The 14756-nt window shown below is 59.8% G+C and carries 7 protein-coding genes; 4 read left to right on the top strand and 3 right to left on the bottom strand.

The window, feature by feature from the left end; translation table 11 throughout:
• The first annotated feature begins 331 nt into the window (after nucleotides 1-331).
• A complete protein-coding gene (locus tag M0D69_RS04545) occupies nucleotides 332-5797 on the top strand; it encodes an AAA family ATPase (protein WP_301780883.1) in 5466 nt (1821 codons plus the stop codon).
• 1 nt (nucleotide 5798) lies between these two features.
• Here the strand turns inward: M0D69_RS04545 and M0D69_RS04550 are convergent, their stop codons facing one another.
• A complete protein-coding gene (locus M0D69_RS04550; RefSeq protein WP_301781028.1) occupies nucleotides 5799-6686 on the bottom strand; it encodes a LysR family transcriptional regulator in 888 nt (295 codons plus the stop codon).
• Nucleotides 6687-6981: 295 nt separating this feature from the next.
• Between M0D69_RS04550 and M0D69_RS04555 the strand changes: the two genes are divergently transcribed.
• Nucleotides 6982-8427 (top strand): short-chain fatty acid transporter, encoded by a 1446-nt coding sequence (locus M0D69_RS04555; protein WP_301780884.1) that lies wholly within the window; start codon nucleotides 6982-6984, stop codon nucleotides 8425-8427.
• 103 nt (nucleotides 8428-8530) lie between these two features.
• Nucleotides 8531-11986: a molybdopterin-dependent oxidoreductase gene (locus M0D69_RS04560; RefSeq protein ID WP_301781029.1), complete on the top strand. Its 3456-nt coding sequence runs from the start codon at nucleotides 8531-8533 to the stop codon at nucleotides 11984-11986.
• 53 nt (nucleotides 11987-12039) lie between these two features.
• On the opposite strand, the gene M0D69_RS04565 is transcribed toward M0D69_RS04560, so the two are convergent.
• Both M0D69_RS04565 and M0D69_RS04570 read right to left on the bottom strand, forming a co-directional pair.
• Nucleotides 12040-12246 carry a hypothetical protein gene (locus tag M0D69_RS04565; protein WP_301780885.1) on the bottom strand — a complete coding sequence of 69 codons (207 nt, stop codon included), beginning with the start codon at nucleotides 12244-12246 and terminating at the stop codon, nucleotides 12040-12042.
• 110 nt (nucleotides 12247-12356) lie between these two features.
• Nucleotides 12357-13319 carry a LysR family transcriptional regulator gene (locus M0D69_RS04570; protein ID WP_301780886.1) on the bottom strand — a complete coding sequence of 321 codons (963 nt, stop codon included), beginning with the start codon at nucleotides 13317-13319 and terminating at the stop codon, nucleotides 12357-12359.
• 133 nt (nucleotides 13320-13452) lie between these two features.
• On the opposite strand from M0D69_RS04570, the gene M0D69_RS04575 reads away from it, so the two are divergent.
• Nucleotides 13453-14742, top strand: coding sequence for an MFS transporter (locus M0D69_RS04575; protein ID WP_301780887.1), 1290 nt, complete (start codon nucleotides 13453-13455; stop codon nucleotides 14740-14742).
• Nucleotides 14743-14756 lie beyond the last annotated feature (14 nt).

Genomic DNA, 14756 nt, shown 5'->3' on the forward strand with positions numbered 1-14756 from the left:
CCGTGTGATCATCAACGTGGTCACACCACTGCTTGTGGATCTGGAGGAACTCAATTGGCTTTCCGGAAAATTAACGCATGACCGTTACCGCCGGCAGGGAAGCATAAAATTTCTGATCGCGTCCAGCCACCGCCCAAGCTGAAAAGTCGTCCCGCGAACTCGTGTTGGCCTGGTTGCGGGTTCGGCTCCTGCGACCGGCAACGCCGTTGAGGCGGTTATGTCGTCGCGGTCGCCAAGGTGTATCGTGACAACAATACCGGCTGTTGTAAGCTTTACCGACCGCACAAATGTCACCTTTCCCATGCATGCGCGCCCGGCGCAGATGAGGCAGATGGACACCACACACGGATTCGACGCAGGTAGCAGCCTCCAGATTCTCTGGGAGGATGGCGAGCGCGTCTTCTGCCGGGAGCGGCCACGAGACGGCAGCGACAGCGTGCTGGTCGCGCGCATCGCCGCCGAGCATCCCCTGCCCGCCAGCGTCGCGCGCCTCGCTCATGAATTCGCGTTGAGGGATCAACTCAACGGCACGTGGGCAGTGCGGCCCAAGGAACTGCTGTGGGTGGACGGCCGTACCGTGCTGGTGCTCGAGGATCCGGGCGGCGAGCCGCTCGAACGGCTGATCGGCGCGCCCATGGAGACAGGAAACGTCCTGCGCCTCGCCGTGGGAATCGCGGCGGCGCTGGGCAAGCTCCATCAGGCCGGCCTCGTCCATAAGGACCTCAAGCCGGCTCATATCCTGGTGAATTGCGCGGACGCTCAGGTGCGGCTCACCGGCTTCGGCATTGCCTCGCGGCTCCCGCGCGAGCGGCAGCCGCCCGAGCCGCCCGAGCCGCCCGAAACCATCGCTGGCACGCTCGCCTACATGGCGCCCGAGCAGACCGGACGGATGAATCGTTCCATCGATTCGCGCAGCGACCTCTACGCATTCGGTGTCGCGCTTTATCAGATGCTTACCGGCACACTGCCGTTCACGGCCGCCACCCCGATGGAATGGGTGCACTGCCATGTCGCCCGCAAGCCAATGCCACCTAGTGCCCGGGTCGGGACGGTCCCGCCCGGCGTCTCGGCGCTCGTCATGAAGCTGCTGGCGAAGACGCCCGAGGAGCGCTACCAGACCGCGGCCGGCGTCGAGCGGGATCTGCGGCATTGCCTCGCCGAATGGGAGCAACTGCATCGCATCGATACCTTCCGGCTGGGCGCGCACGACATGCCCGACCGGCTGCTCATCCCCGAGAAGCTCTACGGGCGGGAGCGCGAAGTCGGGGCGTTAGTGGCCGCCTTCAACCGCGTCATCAGCAGCGGCGCGCCGGAACTGGTGCTGATTTCCGGGTATTCCGGCATCGGCAAATCCGCGGTCGTCAATGAACTGCACAAGCTGCTGGTTCCCCCGAGAGGACTCTTTGCCTCCGGCAAGTTCGACCAGTACAAGCGCGACATACCCTATTCAACACTGGTGCAAGCTTTCAGGGGTCTCGTGCGGCCGCTGCTCGGCAAGCGCGAAATGGAACTGGCGACCTGGCGCGATGCCCTGACGGAGGCCCTCGGGCCAAACGCACGGCTCATGACCGATCTGATCCCCGAACTGAAGCTGATCATCGGGGACCCGCCGCCTGTCCCGGAATTCGAGCCGCATCAGGCGCAACGTCGTTTCCAGCTCGTGTTCCGGCGCTTCATAGGGGTTTTCGCCCGGCCGGAACATCCGCTAGCGCTGTTTCTCGATGATCTGCAATGGCTTGACGCCGCGACGCTCGATCTGCTGGAGGATCTGCTCACCCGCCCGGACCTGCGTCATCTGATGTTGATCGGCGCCTATCGCAGCAACGAGGTCGATGCCGCACATCCGCTGATGCGCAAGCTCCAGGCCATCAGGAACGCGGGCTCGAGGTTCGATGAAGTCGCCCTGGCGCCGCTTGCGCGCGAGCACGTCGAGCAATTGATCGCGGAGGCGCTTCGCGATGCGCCGGAACGCGCCGCACCGCTCGCGCAGCTCGTACATGAGAAGACCGCCGGTAATCCGTTCTTCGTCATCCAGTTTCTGCACGCACTCGTCGACGAGGGCTTGCTCGGCTTCGATCACGACACGGCCCGCTGGTTCTGGGATCTGCCCAACATCCATGGCAAGGGCTATACCGACAACGTGGCGGACCTGATGGTCGCGAAGCTTGCCCGCCTGGCCGCAGAAACGCAGCAGGCGTTGCAACAGTTTGCCTGCCTCGGCAACACGGCCACAATGGCGATGCTGTCGAACATTCTTGAGAGTTCGAGGCAGGAGATCCAGGCGTTGCTGCGACCGGCGGTCGAACAGGAGCTCATCGAACAACTGGAGGAATCCTGCCGATTTGTGCACGACCGGGTGCAGGAGGCCGCCTACTCGATGATCCCGGAGGCCTCGCGCGCGGAGGCCCATCTGCGCATCGGGCGGCTGCTCGCGGCGCAGACGCTGCCCGAGAAGCGGAAAGAGGCTATCTTCGAGATCGTCAATCAACTTAACCGCGGTGCCGCCCTCCTTACGCTACGAGAAGAACGGGAACAACTGGCCGAGTTCAACCTGATTGCCGGCCAGCGCGCGAAGGCGTCGTCGGCCTATGAATCGGCCCTCACCTATCTGACCACTGGTGCGGAACTTTTGACAGACGATTGCTGGGCGCGCCAGCATGAACTGATCTTCACGCTGGAGTTGAACCGGGCCGAATGCGAATTTTTGACGGGCCGGTTACCGGTCGCGGAAGAGCGGTTGAACATGCTTTCACGCCGCGCCGCGAATGTGCCTGAACGCGCGAATGTGACAGGCTTGCGCGTCGACCTCTACATGACGCTCGATCAGGCCAGCAACGCCGTTGCGGTCGCTCTCGACTATCTGGGACATCTGGGGATCGACTGGTCGCCGCATACCGCGGAAGAGAAAGCGCGCAAAGAATACGAGCGAATCTGGTCCCAGCTTGGGAACCGCGCGATCGAAGAGCTCATCGACCTGCGGCTGATGACCGACGTTGAATCGCTGGCCACAATGGACGTCCTGGTCAAAGTCATGCCCGCAGCCTTGTTTACCGATACCAATCTATGGTCCCTGGTCGTCTCCCGGGCGGTCAACCTCAGCCTTGAGTACGGCAATTGCGACGGTTCTTCCTCCGCCTATGTCCGGCTAGGCATGATCGCCGCAGCGCGTTTCGGCCACTACAAGATCGGATTTCAATTCGGGCAGCTTGGTTATGATCTTGTCGAACGGCGCGGGTTGAAGCGTTTCCGGGCAAGAACCTATATGCATTTTGGAAATATCATCTTGCCCATGGCCAGACCTCTCAGGGATGGCCGGGAATTGATACGCCGTGGGCTCGAGGCCGCAAAGAATACTGGCGACCTCATTTGTGAAGCCTACTGCTACACTCATATGACGACCAATTTGCTCATCGCGGGAGATCCGCTCACCAATGTGCAGCGCGAAGCCGAAGCCAGCCTGATGTTCGCGCAAAAAGCGCATTTCGGATTCGCCATCGACGTCAGCGCCACTCAGCTTGGGCTGGTACGAACGCTGCGGGGCCTGACGCTCGCCTTCGGCTCTTTTAACGATGGGCACTTCGACGAGAAACAGATCGAGCGCCACTTCCTCGAAAATCCAGACCTGGTGATTGCCCATTGCTGGTATTGGATCCGAAAATTGCAGGCGCGCTTCTTTGCAGGCGACTACGCGGCGGCCACGGATGCCTCGTTGAGGGCACAACGCCTTTTGTGGACAGCGGCCTCTTATCTGGAAGAAGCGGAATATCATTTCTACAGCGCGCTATCGTTGGCTGCCCGCTGCAATCCTGACTGCAGCCCTGTTTCCGGCAGCGAGCAGCGGGGGTCGCTCCAGGCAATAGCCGCTCACAACAGACAACTGCAATTGCGAGCGGAAACTTGCCCCGAAAACTTCGAGAACCTCACGGCGCTGGTCAGCGCCGAGATAGCCCGCCTTGAGCGCCGCGACCTCGACGCGATGCGCCTCTACGAAGAGGCTATCCGGTCGGCACGCGCAAACGGCTTCGTGCACAACGAAGCGCTCGCCGGCGAACTCACGTCCCGCTTCTACGCGGCGCGCGGGTTCGAGAAGATCGCACGCGTGTATTTGAGCGATGCCCGGCAAGGCTACCGGCGCTGGGGTGCAGACGGCAAGGTGCGGCAACTCGACGAGATGCACCCATATCTCAGGGAAGGAGAGCAGGCGCCTGGACCGACCAGCACAATCGGGGCGCCGGTCGAACACCTCGACCTCGCGACCGTGATCAGGGTGTCGCAAGCGGTTTCGGGAGAGATGGTGCTCGACAAGCTGATCGACACGGTCATGCGCACGGCGATCGAACAGGCCGGCGCCGAGCGAGGCTTGTTGATTCTTCCTGACGGCGAAGAGCCACGCATCGCAGCGGAGGTCACAACGGACGGTGACACACCGCGCGTGCAGCTACGCGATGTGCCGGTGAGCGCGGCGATGCTGCCCGAGTCGGTTCTCTACCATGTCCTGCGCACGCAGGAGAGCGTGATTCTCGACGATGCCGCGAGCGAGCCCACGTTTGCCACGGATCCGTATATCCGTCAGCATCGGACCCGTTCGATGCTCTGCCTGCCCTTGATGAATCGTGCCAAGCTCATCGGTGCGCTGTACCTCGAAAACAATCTGATCACCCGTGTATTCGCGCCAGCCCGGATTGCCGGGCTGAGGCTGCTCGCCTCCCAGGCCGCGACGTCGCTTGAAAATACCCGCCTCTACCGCGACCTCGCAGAACGCGAATCCAGGATCCGGCGGCTCGTCGACGCCAACATCATCGGCATCATCGTGTGGAGGTCTGATGGCGACATTCTCGAGGCTAATGACGCATTTCTGCGCATGGTGGGGTACGAGCGCGAGGATCTCCTCTCAGGCCGTGTCCGCTGGACGGATCTGACGCCGCCGGAATGGCGTGAAACCACCGAATTCGCTTTGGCGCAGCTCAGCAAGTTCGGGCGCGTGCAGCCGGAGGAGAAGGAGTACCTCAGGAAGGACGGTAGCCGCGTGGCCGTCATGATCGGCAGGGTTGCCTTCGAAGCCGGCGGGAAGGAAGGCGTCGCCTTCGTGGTCGATCTGACCGAGCGCAAGGAAGCAGAGCACCGCCTGCGGGAGTCGTACGAGATGTTGCGGGAACTCACGTCCCGCCGCGAAACGGCACGCGAGGAAGAGCGCAAACACATCGCGCGGGAAATGCACGACGAGCTCGGGCAGTATCTCACCGCGCTTCGCATGCGTACGTCGGCATTGCGCATGCGGTTCAATGACGACCAACCAGAGCTGTTCGAGGAAACCCGGACACTGATTGCGCTGGTGGACCAAACCATGCAGGTTGTGCGGGGCGTCATTACGTCGCTGCGTCCGCCGGTATTGGACGCCGGCATAGTGGCAGCGCTCGAGTGGCTCGCTGCCGGGTTCGATCGCAATGGCCACACAGTGTGCCGGCTTCGCGTGCAGGACGAGAACATCGTCATGAGCGAGGACCGCGCTATCGTGCTGTTTCGCCTCGTCCAGGAGGCGCTGACAAACGTCGCCCGTCATGCGGCGGCCACCGAAGTGATCATCATGCTCGAACGAACGCCCGACGCCTTCGTGCTGGAGGTTCGCGACGACGGTCAGGGGTTCGACGCGCAGGCGATCAGAAAAACATCGTTCGGCCTGGCGGGGATGGAAGAGCGGGTCTTGATGCTGGGCGGTCAGATCGAGGTGGTCAGTGCGCCGGGCGCCGGCACCGCGATCAAGGTCAGGCTTCCCGATCGTCAAGCGAGCTCGACCTGATTCAGAATGCGTTGGTGCGTTTGCGTGAGCGCAGCATTTCTATAAACGCTTTCGTGGGAGGCGACAACGTATTGCCTGATCGCCAGACGACGCCGACGTCCATCGTGGGAATGGAAACGCTCAATTCCCGGCGGCTGATTCGTTTGCCCTCAAGCGACCACGGGCGATACACCAGATCGGACAGGATCGTTACGCCCTCACCGAGCGCAACGAGACTTCGCACCGCCTCGATCGATTTACTTTGCATCTTCACGTTTGGACACACACCATACTTCGCCCAGTATTTTCTAAAGGTAGGAACATGCTCATCCATGTCGAGCAACAAGAAACCTTCCTTCGCGACGTCCTCCAGCGTTACCCGCTTTGATTCCTGCAGCGGGTGGTCCGGCGGAGTCCATAACTTGCGGGGAGAACGGATGATCGTCTCGCATCGCAACTCGTTCGGCAGCGTTACGTTCGACACCGGCAGCATGCCAATGTCCAGTTTTTCTTCGAACAGCTGTTCCTCGATTGTCGTCCAGTCAAGCTCCGCGATCTTCAGTTGGAAATTCATGAATCGTTCGGAGATCGATGAAATCAGGGACGGCATCAAGTAGGCCGAGATGGTGTCGGTAATGCCGACCCGAACTTCTCCTTCAATCCGCACGGGCTCCGTCTGGGCCGCTACCACCGCGTGATTGACCAGATTGACAACCTGTTGCGCGTACTGCAGGAATCGCTCGCCAGCGCCAGTCAGGCGAACCCCCTTTGGATGGCGAACGAGCAAGGCAACGCCTACTGTCTTCTCCAGGTTTTGGAGAGCGATCGTCATGGACGACTGTGCCACGCTGCAAAGGCTGGACGAGTGGGAAATCTGCCCCGTATCCGCAACGGATACGAAGTACTCCATTTGACGCAGAGTGATGTCGGTCGCCACTTTTCTGTACGCTCAAAAGAGTTGGCATCCAGCCGATGCTAGCACGCCAGAATGGTGGCGCTCCATGATCGTTCCCTTATTGCCGGGCGCTCGAAACGCATAGACAAAATGAATGCCTCGACATCTAAACAATGAATTTGAAATATGTTTATTGGCTGCCGATGATCGGGTCAAACAGGACGGATATGACCTATTGAGGACCCGCAGGACCAGGCGCGGTTTATAAGCAGAACATTTGAATGTCACTCCATGGAAATCGGGAACCAAAATGGAACAGCTAACAGAAGCAAGTCCACCTATCGCGAAAGACGCTCCCGGATTGCTTGAACTCGTGGCGGCGAAAGTCACGGGCTGGTCGGAGCGGTGGTTCCCCGATGCGTACATATTTGCGACGATCGCGGTTGTGGTCGTCGCAATCGGAGCCCTGGCAATCGGCGCGCCCATCAAAAGCGTGGGCATTGCATTCGGCGACGGATTCTGGACGCTCATCCCGTTCACCATGCAACTGGCGGTCGCCGCAATCACCGGTTATGTAGTCGCCGAATCACCGCTGGCGTCCAAGGCGATCACGTGGCTCGCGCGGCTGCCGACCCGCGGAAATTCAGCCATCGCATTTGTCGCTCTCGTCAGCATTGTCGCGTCGCTATTCAATTGGGCGATCAGCCTGTTTTTCAGCGGGCTGCTTGTACGCGCTCTCGCGCGCCGCACTGACCTGCGCATGGACTATCGGGCCGCCGGAGCCGCCGCTTATCTAGGGCTAGGCGCGACATGGGCGTTGGGTCTAAGCTCGGCAGCTTCGCAATTGCAGGCCAACCCAGCCAGCTTGCCGAAGCCGCTTCTGGCGATTACCGGGGTCATTCCTTTCCCCGAAACCATCCTGCTTCCTCAATCGATGTTGTTAGCTGCTGTCCTTCTCGTTGTTTCGGTCGGGCTCTCGTACTTTTCCGCGCCTCGCGGCGACCGTGTCCGCACGGCAGCTGATCTGGGCGTTCCGGTCGACGACGCCAATATCAAGCTGCCCTCCCCCGACCGTCCGGGCGACTGGCTGGAGTACAGCCCGATCATTACCATCCTGATGGTCTTGCTAGGAAGCATATGGGTGTGGAACGAGTTCTCGACCAAGAATCCGATCCTCGCCATCTCGAACCTCAATACCTACAACTTCGTTTTCGTCCTGATCGCCATGCTGTTGAGCTGGCGTCCGCGAAGGTTTCTCAATGCGGTGGCAAAGTCAATTCCCTCAATAGCCGGCATGATTGTCCAGTTCCCTCTCTATGGCGGGATAGCTTTTATTATTACCAAGGCAACTGGCTCAAGCGGAGGGTCCTTGTCGGAATACCTGTCGCAATTCTTCGTGGCCATTTCTTCGCACGCCTCGTTTCCCGCGCTGATGGGCATCTACTCTGCCGTTCTGGGTTTCTTCGTGCCTTCAGGCGGCGGCAAATGGATCATCGAAGCGCCCTATGTGATCGAGGCAGCGAAAACACTTCAAGTTCATCTCGGCTGGGCCGTAACGGTCTATAACGCGGCGGAAGCACTCCCGAACCTCATCAACCCATTCTGGATGCTGCCCTTGCTCGGTATCCTTGGGCTGAAGGCCCGCGACATCGTCGGCTTCACTTTCACCCAATTGCTCGTGCACTTTCCCTTGGTCATTTTCATGCTCTGGATTCTCGGCGGAACACTTGTGTACCACCCACCTGTGATGCCATAGGTGACGGCGGGATTTTCCGGGAAGAGGCGCCTGGACACGAACGGTAACTCTGTCCTTGAGACTCATGAAAATGATCCGGCCATAAAAAATGAACAAATCGGCGATGGACATTGAGGAGAAACAGGGCTATTGCACGCTTTGCAGATCCCGTTGCGGCACGTTGAACGCTGTCCAGGGGGACATGCTCGTCAAGATTCGCGCCGACAATTCCCATCCGACCGGCAGCGCCATGTGTATGAAGGGCCGGGCCGCACCGGAACTTGTCCACAGCCCCAACCGCATCCTGTACCCGATGCGCCGTACCAAACCCAAGGACTCACCCGACCCCGGCTGGAAGAGGATTAGCTGGGACGAGGCGCTCGCAGAGGTCGCGACGCGTCTCGGACAGTTAAAGCGTGAGCACGGCGCCGAATCCGTTGCGTTCAGCGTTACGACGCCGAGCGGCACCCCGATAAGCGACAGCATCGACTGGATTGAGCGCTTTATCTGGTCCTTCGGCAGTCCCAACATCTGCTATGGAACGGAAATCTGCAACTGGCATAAAGACTTCGCGCATGTCTTTACGTTCGGTTGTGGCATGCCCACGGCAGACTATCAACACTCCGACGTCATCCTGTTATGGGGCCACAATCCCGCAAATACCTGGCTCGCGCAGGCCGATGCGATTGGCAAAGGTCGTCGCAGCGGCGCGAAGCTCATCGTGGTCGACCCGCGGCCGACAGCTTTCGCCAAGGACGCAAATGTCTGGATGCGCGTCAAGCCGGGCACGGATGGAGCGCTCGCAATGGGTATTGCCCGACAAATGATTGCGACGGGCAATGTCGACGAAAAGTTCGTTCGTGAATGGACGAACGCCCCTCTGCTGGTTCGGCATGACACAGGACGATTCCTGCGAGAGCATGACCTTGACGCTGAATCGCCGCAAAACCCGCAGCAAAACCGTTATGCGGTCTGGAACGTTTCACGTGCCTGCGTGGAGATCGTCGGTGCAGGTCGGGATACGACGGCTTCGGCGCTTGCATTGGACGGCAGTTATTTCGTTTCGGTCCGCGATCCCGAGGGCCGATCTGCGATAGTGAAGTGCAGCCCTGCGTTCCAGCTATACAAGGACGCGCTGGATGAATACACACCCAAGCGAGTCGAAACGCTTACTGGCGTGCGTGCGTCTGACGTGGTGGCCGTTGCAAAGATGCTTGCGCCCGGCCAGCGGATTGCCTACCACGCCTGGTCCGGTATTGCTCAGCACACCAATGCAACTCAGACAGAACGCTCCATTGCGACGTTATATGCGCTGACCGGAGCATTTGACACACACGGATCGAACCGCGAGCTCACAAAACTCCCCGTTAATGCCATCAGTTCCTTCACGCTACTCAGGCCGGAGCAACGTGCCAAAGCACTCGGTCTTGCTGAGCGGCCTATCGGACCTCCGTCACAGGGATGGGTGACAACGAAAGATGTATATCGGGCGATTACGAAGTCCCACCCCTACAAAGTGCGCGCGCTTTTCGCGTTTGGAACGAATCTCCTGTTGTCGCACGCCGATGCAGGGACCGCGAATGAGGCGCTTTGCGCGCTTGATTTCCACGTTCACTGCGAGCTCTTCGAAACGCCTTCATCGCGCTTCGCGGACGTTCTGCTTCCCGTGAACACACCTTGGGAAAGGGAGGGACTGCGTGCAGGCTTCGAGATCAATGAGCGAGCGGTCGAGCTTGTCCAGTTGAGACAGCGCATGGTTTCGCCGAGGGGCGAAAGTCGCTCTGACTATGAAATCGTTCTTGACCTTGCGGTTCGGCTTGGGATGGGTGAGCAGTTCTTCGGCGGGAGCATTGAGGCCGGGTGGAACCATATGCTCGCACCGATCGGACTGGACGTGGCGACACTGCGAGAACATCCCGAGGGTATCTATCGCCCGCTCGAGCAGCGTGAAAAGAACTATGCAACGCGGACTCAAGATGGCGTTCGCGGGTTCAATACGGAGACGGGCCGCGCAGAACTCTACTCCGAAAAGCTGCAACGTCACGGCTATTCGCCACTTCCGGAATATCTTCCTCCCCAGCATGGGCCAAGATCCGAAGACGAAGACGCGAAGAAATACCCGCATGTCGTCACGTCCGTCAAGAACGGCTACTACTGCCACAGTCAGGGACGTAGTCTTGCGAGCCTGCGCCGTCGCGCGCTTTATCCCACCGCCGAGATCAGCCGCGAGCTTGCAGTCGAAAAGGGAATTCTCGACGACGACTGGATGCTCGTCACGACCTCCAATGGATCAGCGCGATTTCGCGCGCGCGTGGTGCCGGAGTTGGCGCGAGACGTTATTGTGGCTGAGTACGGCTGGTGGCAATCGTGCGATGAGGTGGGCATGACCGCGCTGCCGGCACACGGAGACAACAACAGTAACTTCAGCAATCTCGCGTCAAATGAAAGGCTCGACCCTATTAGTGGTTCGTCGCCCCTGCGCTCCATCCCATGCAATGTCCGCGTTGATCCATCGGTCGACCCGGCGCGTCGGTACTGGCCGGGCTTCAGGGACTTCGTGGTGTCCGCGGTCGTTGAGGAGGCAGTGGGCGTCAGAACGATCACTTTCGCTGCAGCCAACGGAGGGCCGTTGCCGAACTATCTGCCGGGCCAACATATCACCGTACAGGTTCCTGCGTGCGGCACGGAAACTACGATGCGCGCCTATTCGCTCGTTGGCGCTGCGATCGTGAATGATCGCAGGACATACTCAATCTCTGTACGCCACCAAAAGGGCAAGACGGCCGAGGGAAACGAGTTTGAAGGCGTGATGTCCGGCTATATCCATCGCGCGTTGGCGATTGGACATGAAGTGTCGCTAGGTTCGCCAAGCGGAACGTTCATTGTTCCACCAGCATCCAGGCAGCCAATAGTGATGTTTGCGGGTGGCATCGGCATAACGCCGTTCGTCGCGTATCTTGAGTCGATAAAGCACCTCGACGAAGTTCCTGAAACGTGGCTCTTCTACGCCAACAGGAACAGCGCAACCCACGCCTTCAGGCAACGAATTCTTGAGCTGCAAAAATCGCTTCCATTGCTGAACGTAGTTAACTGCTACAGCGATCCTCTAGGTGAGGTCCTTGGACGAGACTACGAGGTGAACGGAAGAATTACGGCTGACGCAGTGAGCGACGATTTGATCCGTCGTCGGGCCAGATTCTATATTTGCGGCCCTGAACCAATGATGGTTTCGATCACCGCCGGCCTCGTCGAGCGTGGTGTGCCGCCATTTGACATTTTCAAGGAAATATTCCGTTCGCCCGCGAGGCCACGTGTCGACTCGTCACAACGCTTTATTGTCGAGTTCGCACGATCGCATCAAAAGGCCGAATGGAGTCCGGACAAAGGAAGCCTCCTGGCGTTCGCCGAAGGGCTTGGAATCGCCATGTCAAGCGGGTGTCGGGTCGGGCAATGTGAAAGCTGCATGGTCCGGATATCAGCGGGACAGGTGGAACATATTTCTGGTCACGGCCCAGAGGAAGCGAACATGTGCTTCGCCTGCCAGGCTATACCAGCCAGCGAAATCACAATCGAAGCCTAGTCTTGCCGTGTTAATGACGGCGTTGTCGCGTTGTCGCGTTACCGTGCCGGGACTTAAAGGACCTTATTTTTCAGTGGCAGGAAGTTCCATCTCGTTCTCGATCGTATCGAGTTGCGAGCAAACGTCGGCGAGCGTGTCTTCTTGAATACCTTAAGCGTCGTCTTCGATAGTTCGCCGACCGCTACTTCCTCGAAGTGCTGCGCGATCGGCATCAACTGCGCCACAAGCGTTTCTCCCGCTTGCGTCAGGGCAATTGCCACCGTCCTCGCATTGTTTTCAAGTCTGTGTTCACGCCGATGCAACCACAGTCGCGAACTTCAGCGTCTTTGGCTATCACACCCGGCAACAATGCAACGCCTGGTTTGCGGGGTTACCTTATGCGCCGGCCGCGGGTCGTTCGCGTTCGCGATTCTGGTGCGCGAGGTGTGGCAAACATCGGCATGCGTTCCTGAATCCAGTTGAGTAGTTCGAGCGGGCCTGCAGCGAGCGGCCTGCCGGTCTTGACCAATGCCCTCGCCTGCACGCCTTCAAACAGCGGATGCGCGATCCGAACCGTTGTCAGGTCGCCACTCGCAAGCTCCCGGTATGCCGCAAATTCGCCGATGAGCGTCACGAAATTTTCAGCCGTCACGAAGCGCTTCAATGCGCTCAGGGAGTTCGTTGTTATCGTAGGGCGGATCGTAATGTTCTCGGCGAGTTCCAGCATCGATACGACATGGCCGATCCCGAACGTGGATGGCATGAGCACCAGCGGATAGACGCGCAGATCCTCGATGCTCGCCGGTCCCATCCGTTTAACGAGCGGATGATCGCGTCGCAGCAACAGCACGACAGGCTGGCTGGAACTCGCCCGATATTCAATGCGCGGATGCGGCGGCGGATTGTAGGCGAGCCCAATATGCGCGCGGCTTTCCGCTACCTCGTCCAGCAGCGCGTCCACCGCCAGCATGGTCATGCTGATTTCCAGGCGGGGATAGCGGGCGCAGAACGGCGCCAGCACGTCGTCAACGAGCGTATCGACAAACCCCTCGCTCACGGCGAGCTGGATGCGGCCCTGCTGAAGTCCCTTCAACGCGTGCAGCTGGTCTTCGAGTTTCTCCTGCTGCGACCGGTAGCCCTGCCAGAACTCCAGCAGGTGAAATGCCGCTTCCGTCGGCTTGACGCCGCGAGCCTGACGCTCGAACAGCGTGGCGCCAAGTTCGTCCTCGAGCAGCTTGATCTGCCGCGTGATGACCGACGGCGAGGTATTGATGTGTTCAGCGGCGCCGCGGATGGTGCCGTGAGTAAGCACTTCGTGGAAGTACCGAAGACGCTGCTGGTTGATCTCGCGCATTTGATTGCTCCGTTTGTGTTGTCTGCAAAGCAACGATATGTGAACTTAGTTGCTCTTGCTAGTCTATTTTCTCCCTGCCACCATGAACTTGACCCTTACGACTGGTCCAGTGAACGGAAACCGGGAGACACGCATGTCAGCAATCCACCCATCGACCGCGGGCGACGATGTCTCCGCGCTCTACAGCAAGCTCAACTGGCGGCTCCTGCCGTTTCTCGTGACCTGCTACATGTTTGCGTATCTGGATCGCGTGAACGTCGGGTTCGCCAAACTTCAGATGCAGACTGACCTGGGTTTCTCGGACGCCGCATACGGGGTCGGCGCAGGCATCTTCTTCATAGGCTACGTGCTGTTCGAACTGCCGAGCAACCTCATGTTGCCAAGGGTAGGCGCCCGGCGGACGTTCAGCCGCATCCTCGTGCTCTGGGGCATCACGTCGGCCTGCATGCTGTTCGTGCGTAATGTGCCCGCCTTTTACGCGATGCGATTTCTCCTCGGGGTCTTCGAGGCGGGTTTCGCGCCGGGCATGATCTATTACCTCTCGTGCTGGTATGGCCCGGCTCGCATGGCGCGTGCCATAGCCCTCGTATTCGTGGCCGGGCCGCTCGGCGGGATTGTCGGCGGTCCATTGTCGGCGTGGCTCATGACGCGTCTTTCCGGCGTCGGCGGCTTGGCGGGCTGGCAGTGGATGTTTCTTGTGGAAGGCCTGCCATGCATCGTGCTCGGCCTCCTGACCCTGCGTGTGCTGTCCGATCGCCCCGACGACGCGCACTGGTTGAACGACCACGAAAAGCGGCTGCTGAAGCACGAAACTGCGCCGGGCCAGCATCGGGCGGATTCGTTCAAGGCGCTGCTGAAAAGCCCGAGGGTCTATGTGCTCGCGCTTGCGTACTTCAGCATCATTTTCCCGATCTATGCCATCAGCTTCTGGTTGCCGACGCTGCTCAAGGAACAGGGAGTGAGCGATACGCTCCGCCTCGGCTGGTACACCGCGATTCCCTATGTAGCGGCCGCGGTCTGCATGTACCTCGCAGGGCGCCGCTCCGACCGGCTGGGCGAACGACGCTACCACTGCGCGATTCCGGCGCTCGCCGCCGCGATCTGCCTGATCGCCACCATTCTTGCCGACGGAAACCTGCCGATGACCCTTCTGGCGCTGACCCTGGGAACAGCTTGCCTGTGGATGGCCTATACGGTTTTCTGGGCCATTCCGTCCGAGCTTGTCGAGGGAACAGCGGCGGCGGGCGGCATCGCGCTGATCAATACAGTCGGGTTATCGGGAGGATTCTGGGGGCCTGCGGTGCTTGGCTGGACAAAGGCATGGACGGGAAGCATGCATGCCGGCCTCTTTGTCATGGCTTGCATGGCCGCCGTGGCCGCCGTCCTGATACTGACGGGCAAGCTGACCCTAGCGAGGGACTAGCACGCACAGGACGG

The organism is Caballeronia sp. SEWSISQ10-4 2, from assembly GCF_030464885.1.
In the GTDB taxonomy this organism is placed as follows: Bacteria; Pseudomonadota; Gammaproteobacteria; order Burkholderiales; family Burkholderiaceae; genus Caballeronia.

Coding starts and splice junctions, on each gene's coding strand:
- M0D69_RS04545 (WP_301780883.1), top strand. CDS start 332: ATGGACACCACACACGGATTCGACGCAGGTAGCAGCCTCCAGATTCTC.
- M0D69_RS04550 (WP_301781028.1), bottom strand. CDS start 6,686: ATGGAGTACTTCGTATCCGTTGCGGATACGGGGCAGATTTCCCACTCG.
- M0D69_RS04555 (WP_301780884.1), top strand. CDS start 6,982: ATGGAACAGCTAACAGAAGCAAGTCCACCTATCGCGAAAGACGCTCCC.
- M0D69_RS04560 (WP_301781029.1), top strand. CDS start 8,531: ATGGACATTGAGGAGAAACAGGGCTATTGCACGCTTTGCAGATCCCGT.
- M0D69_RS04570 (WP_301780886.1), bottom strand. CDS start 13,319: ATGCGCGAGATCAACCAGCAGCGTCTTCGGTACTTCCACGAAGTGCTT.
- M0D69_RS04575 (WP_301780887.1), top strand. CDS start 13,453: ATGTCAGCAATCCACCCATCGACCGCGGGCGACGATGTCTCCGCGCTC.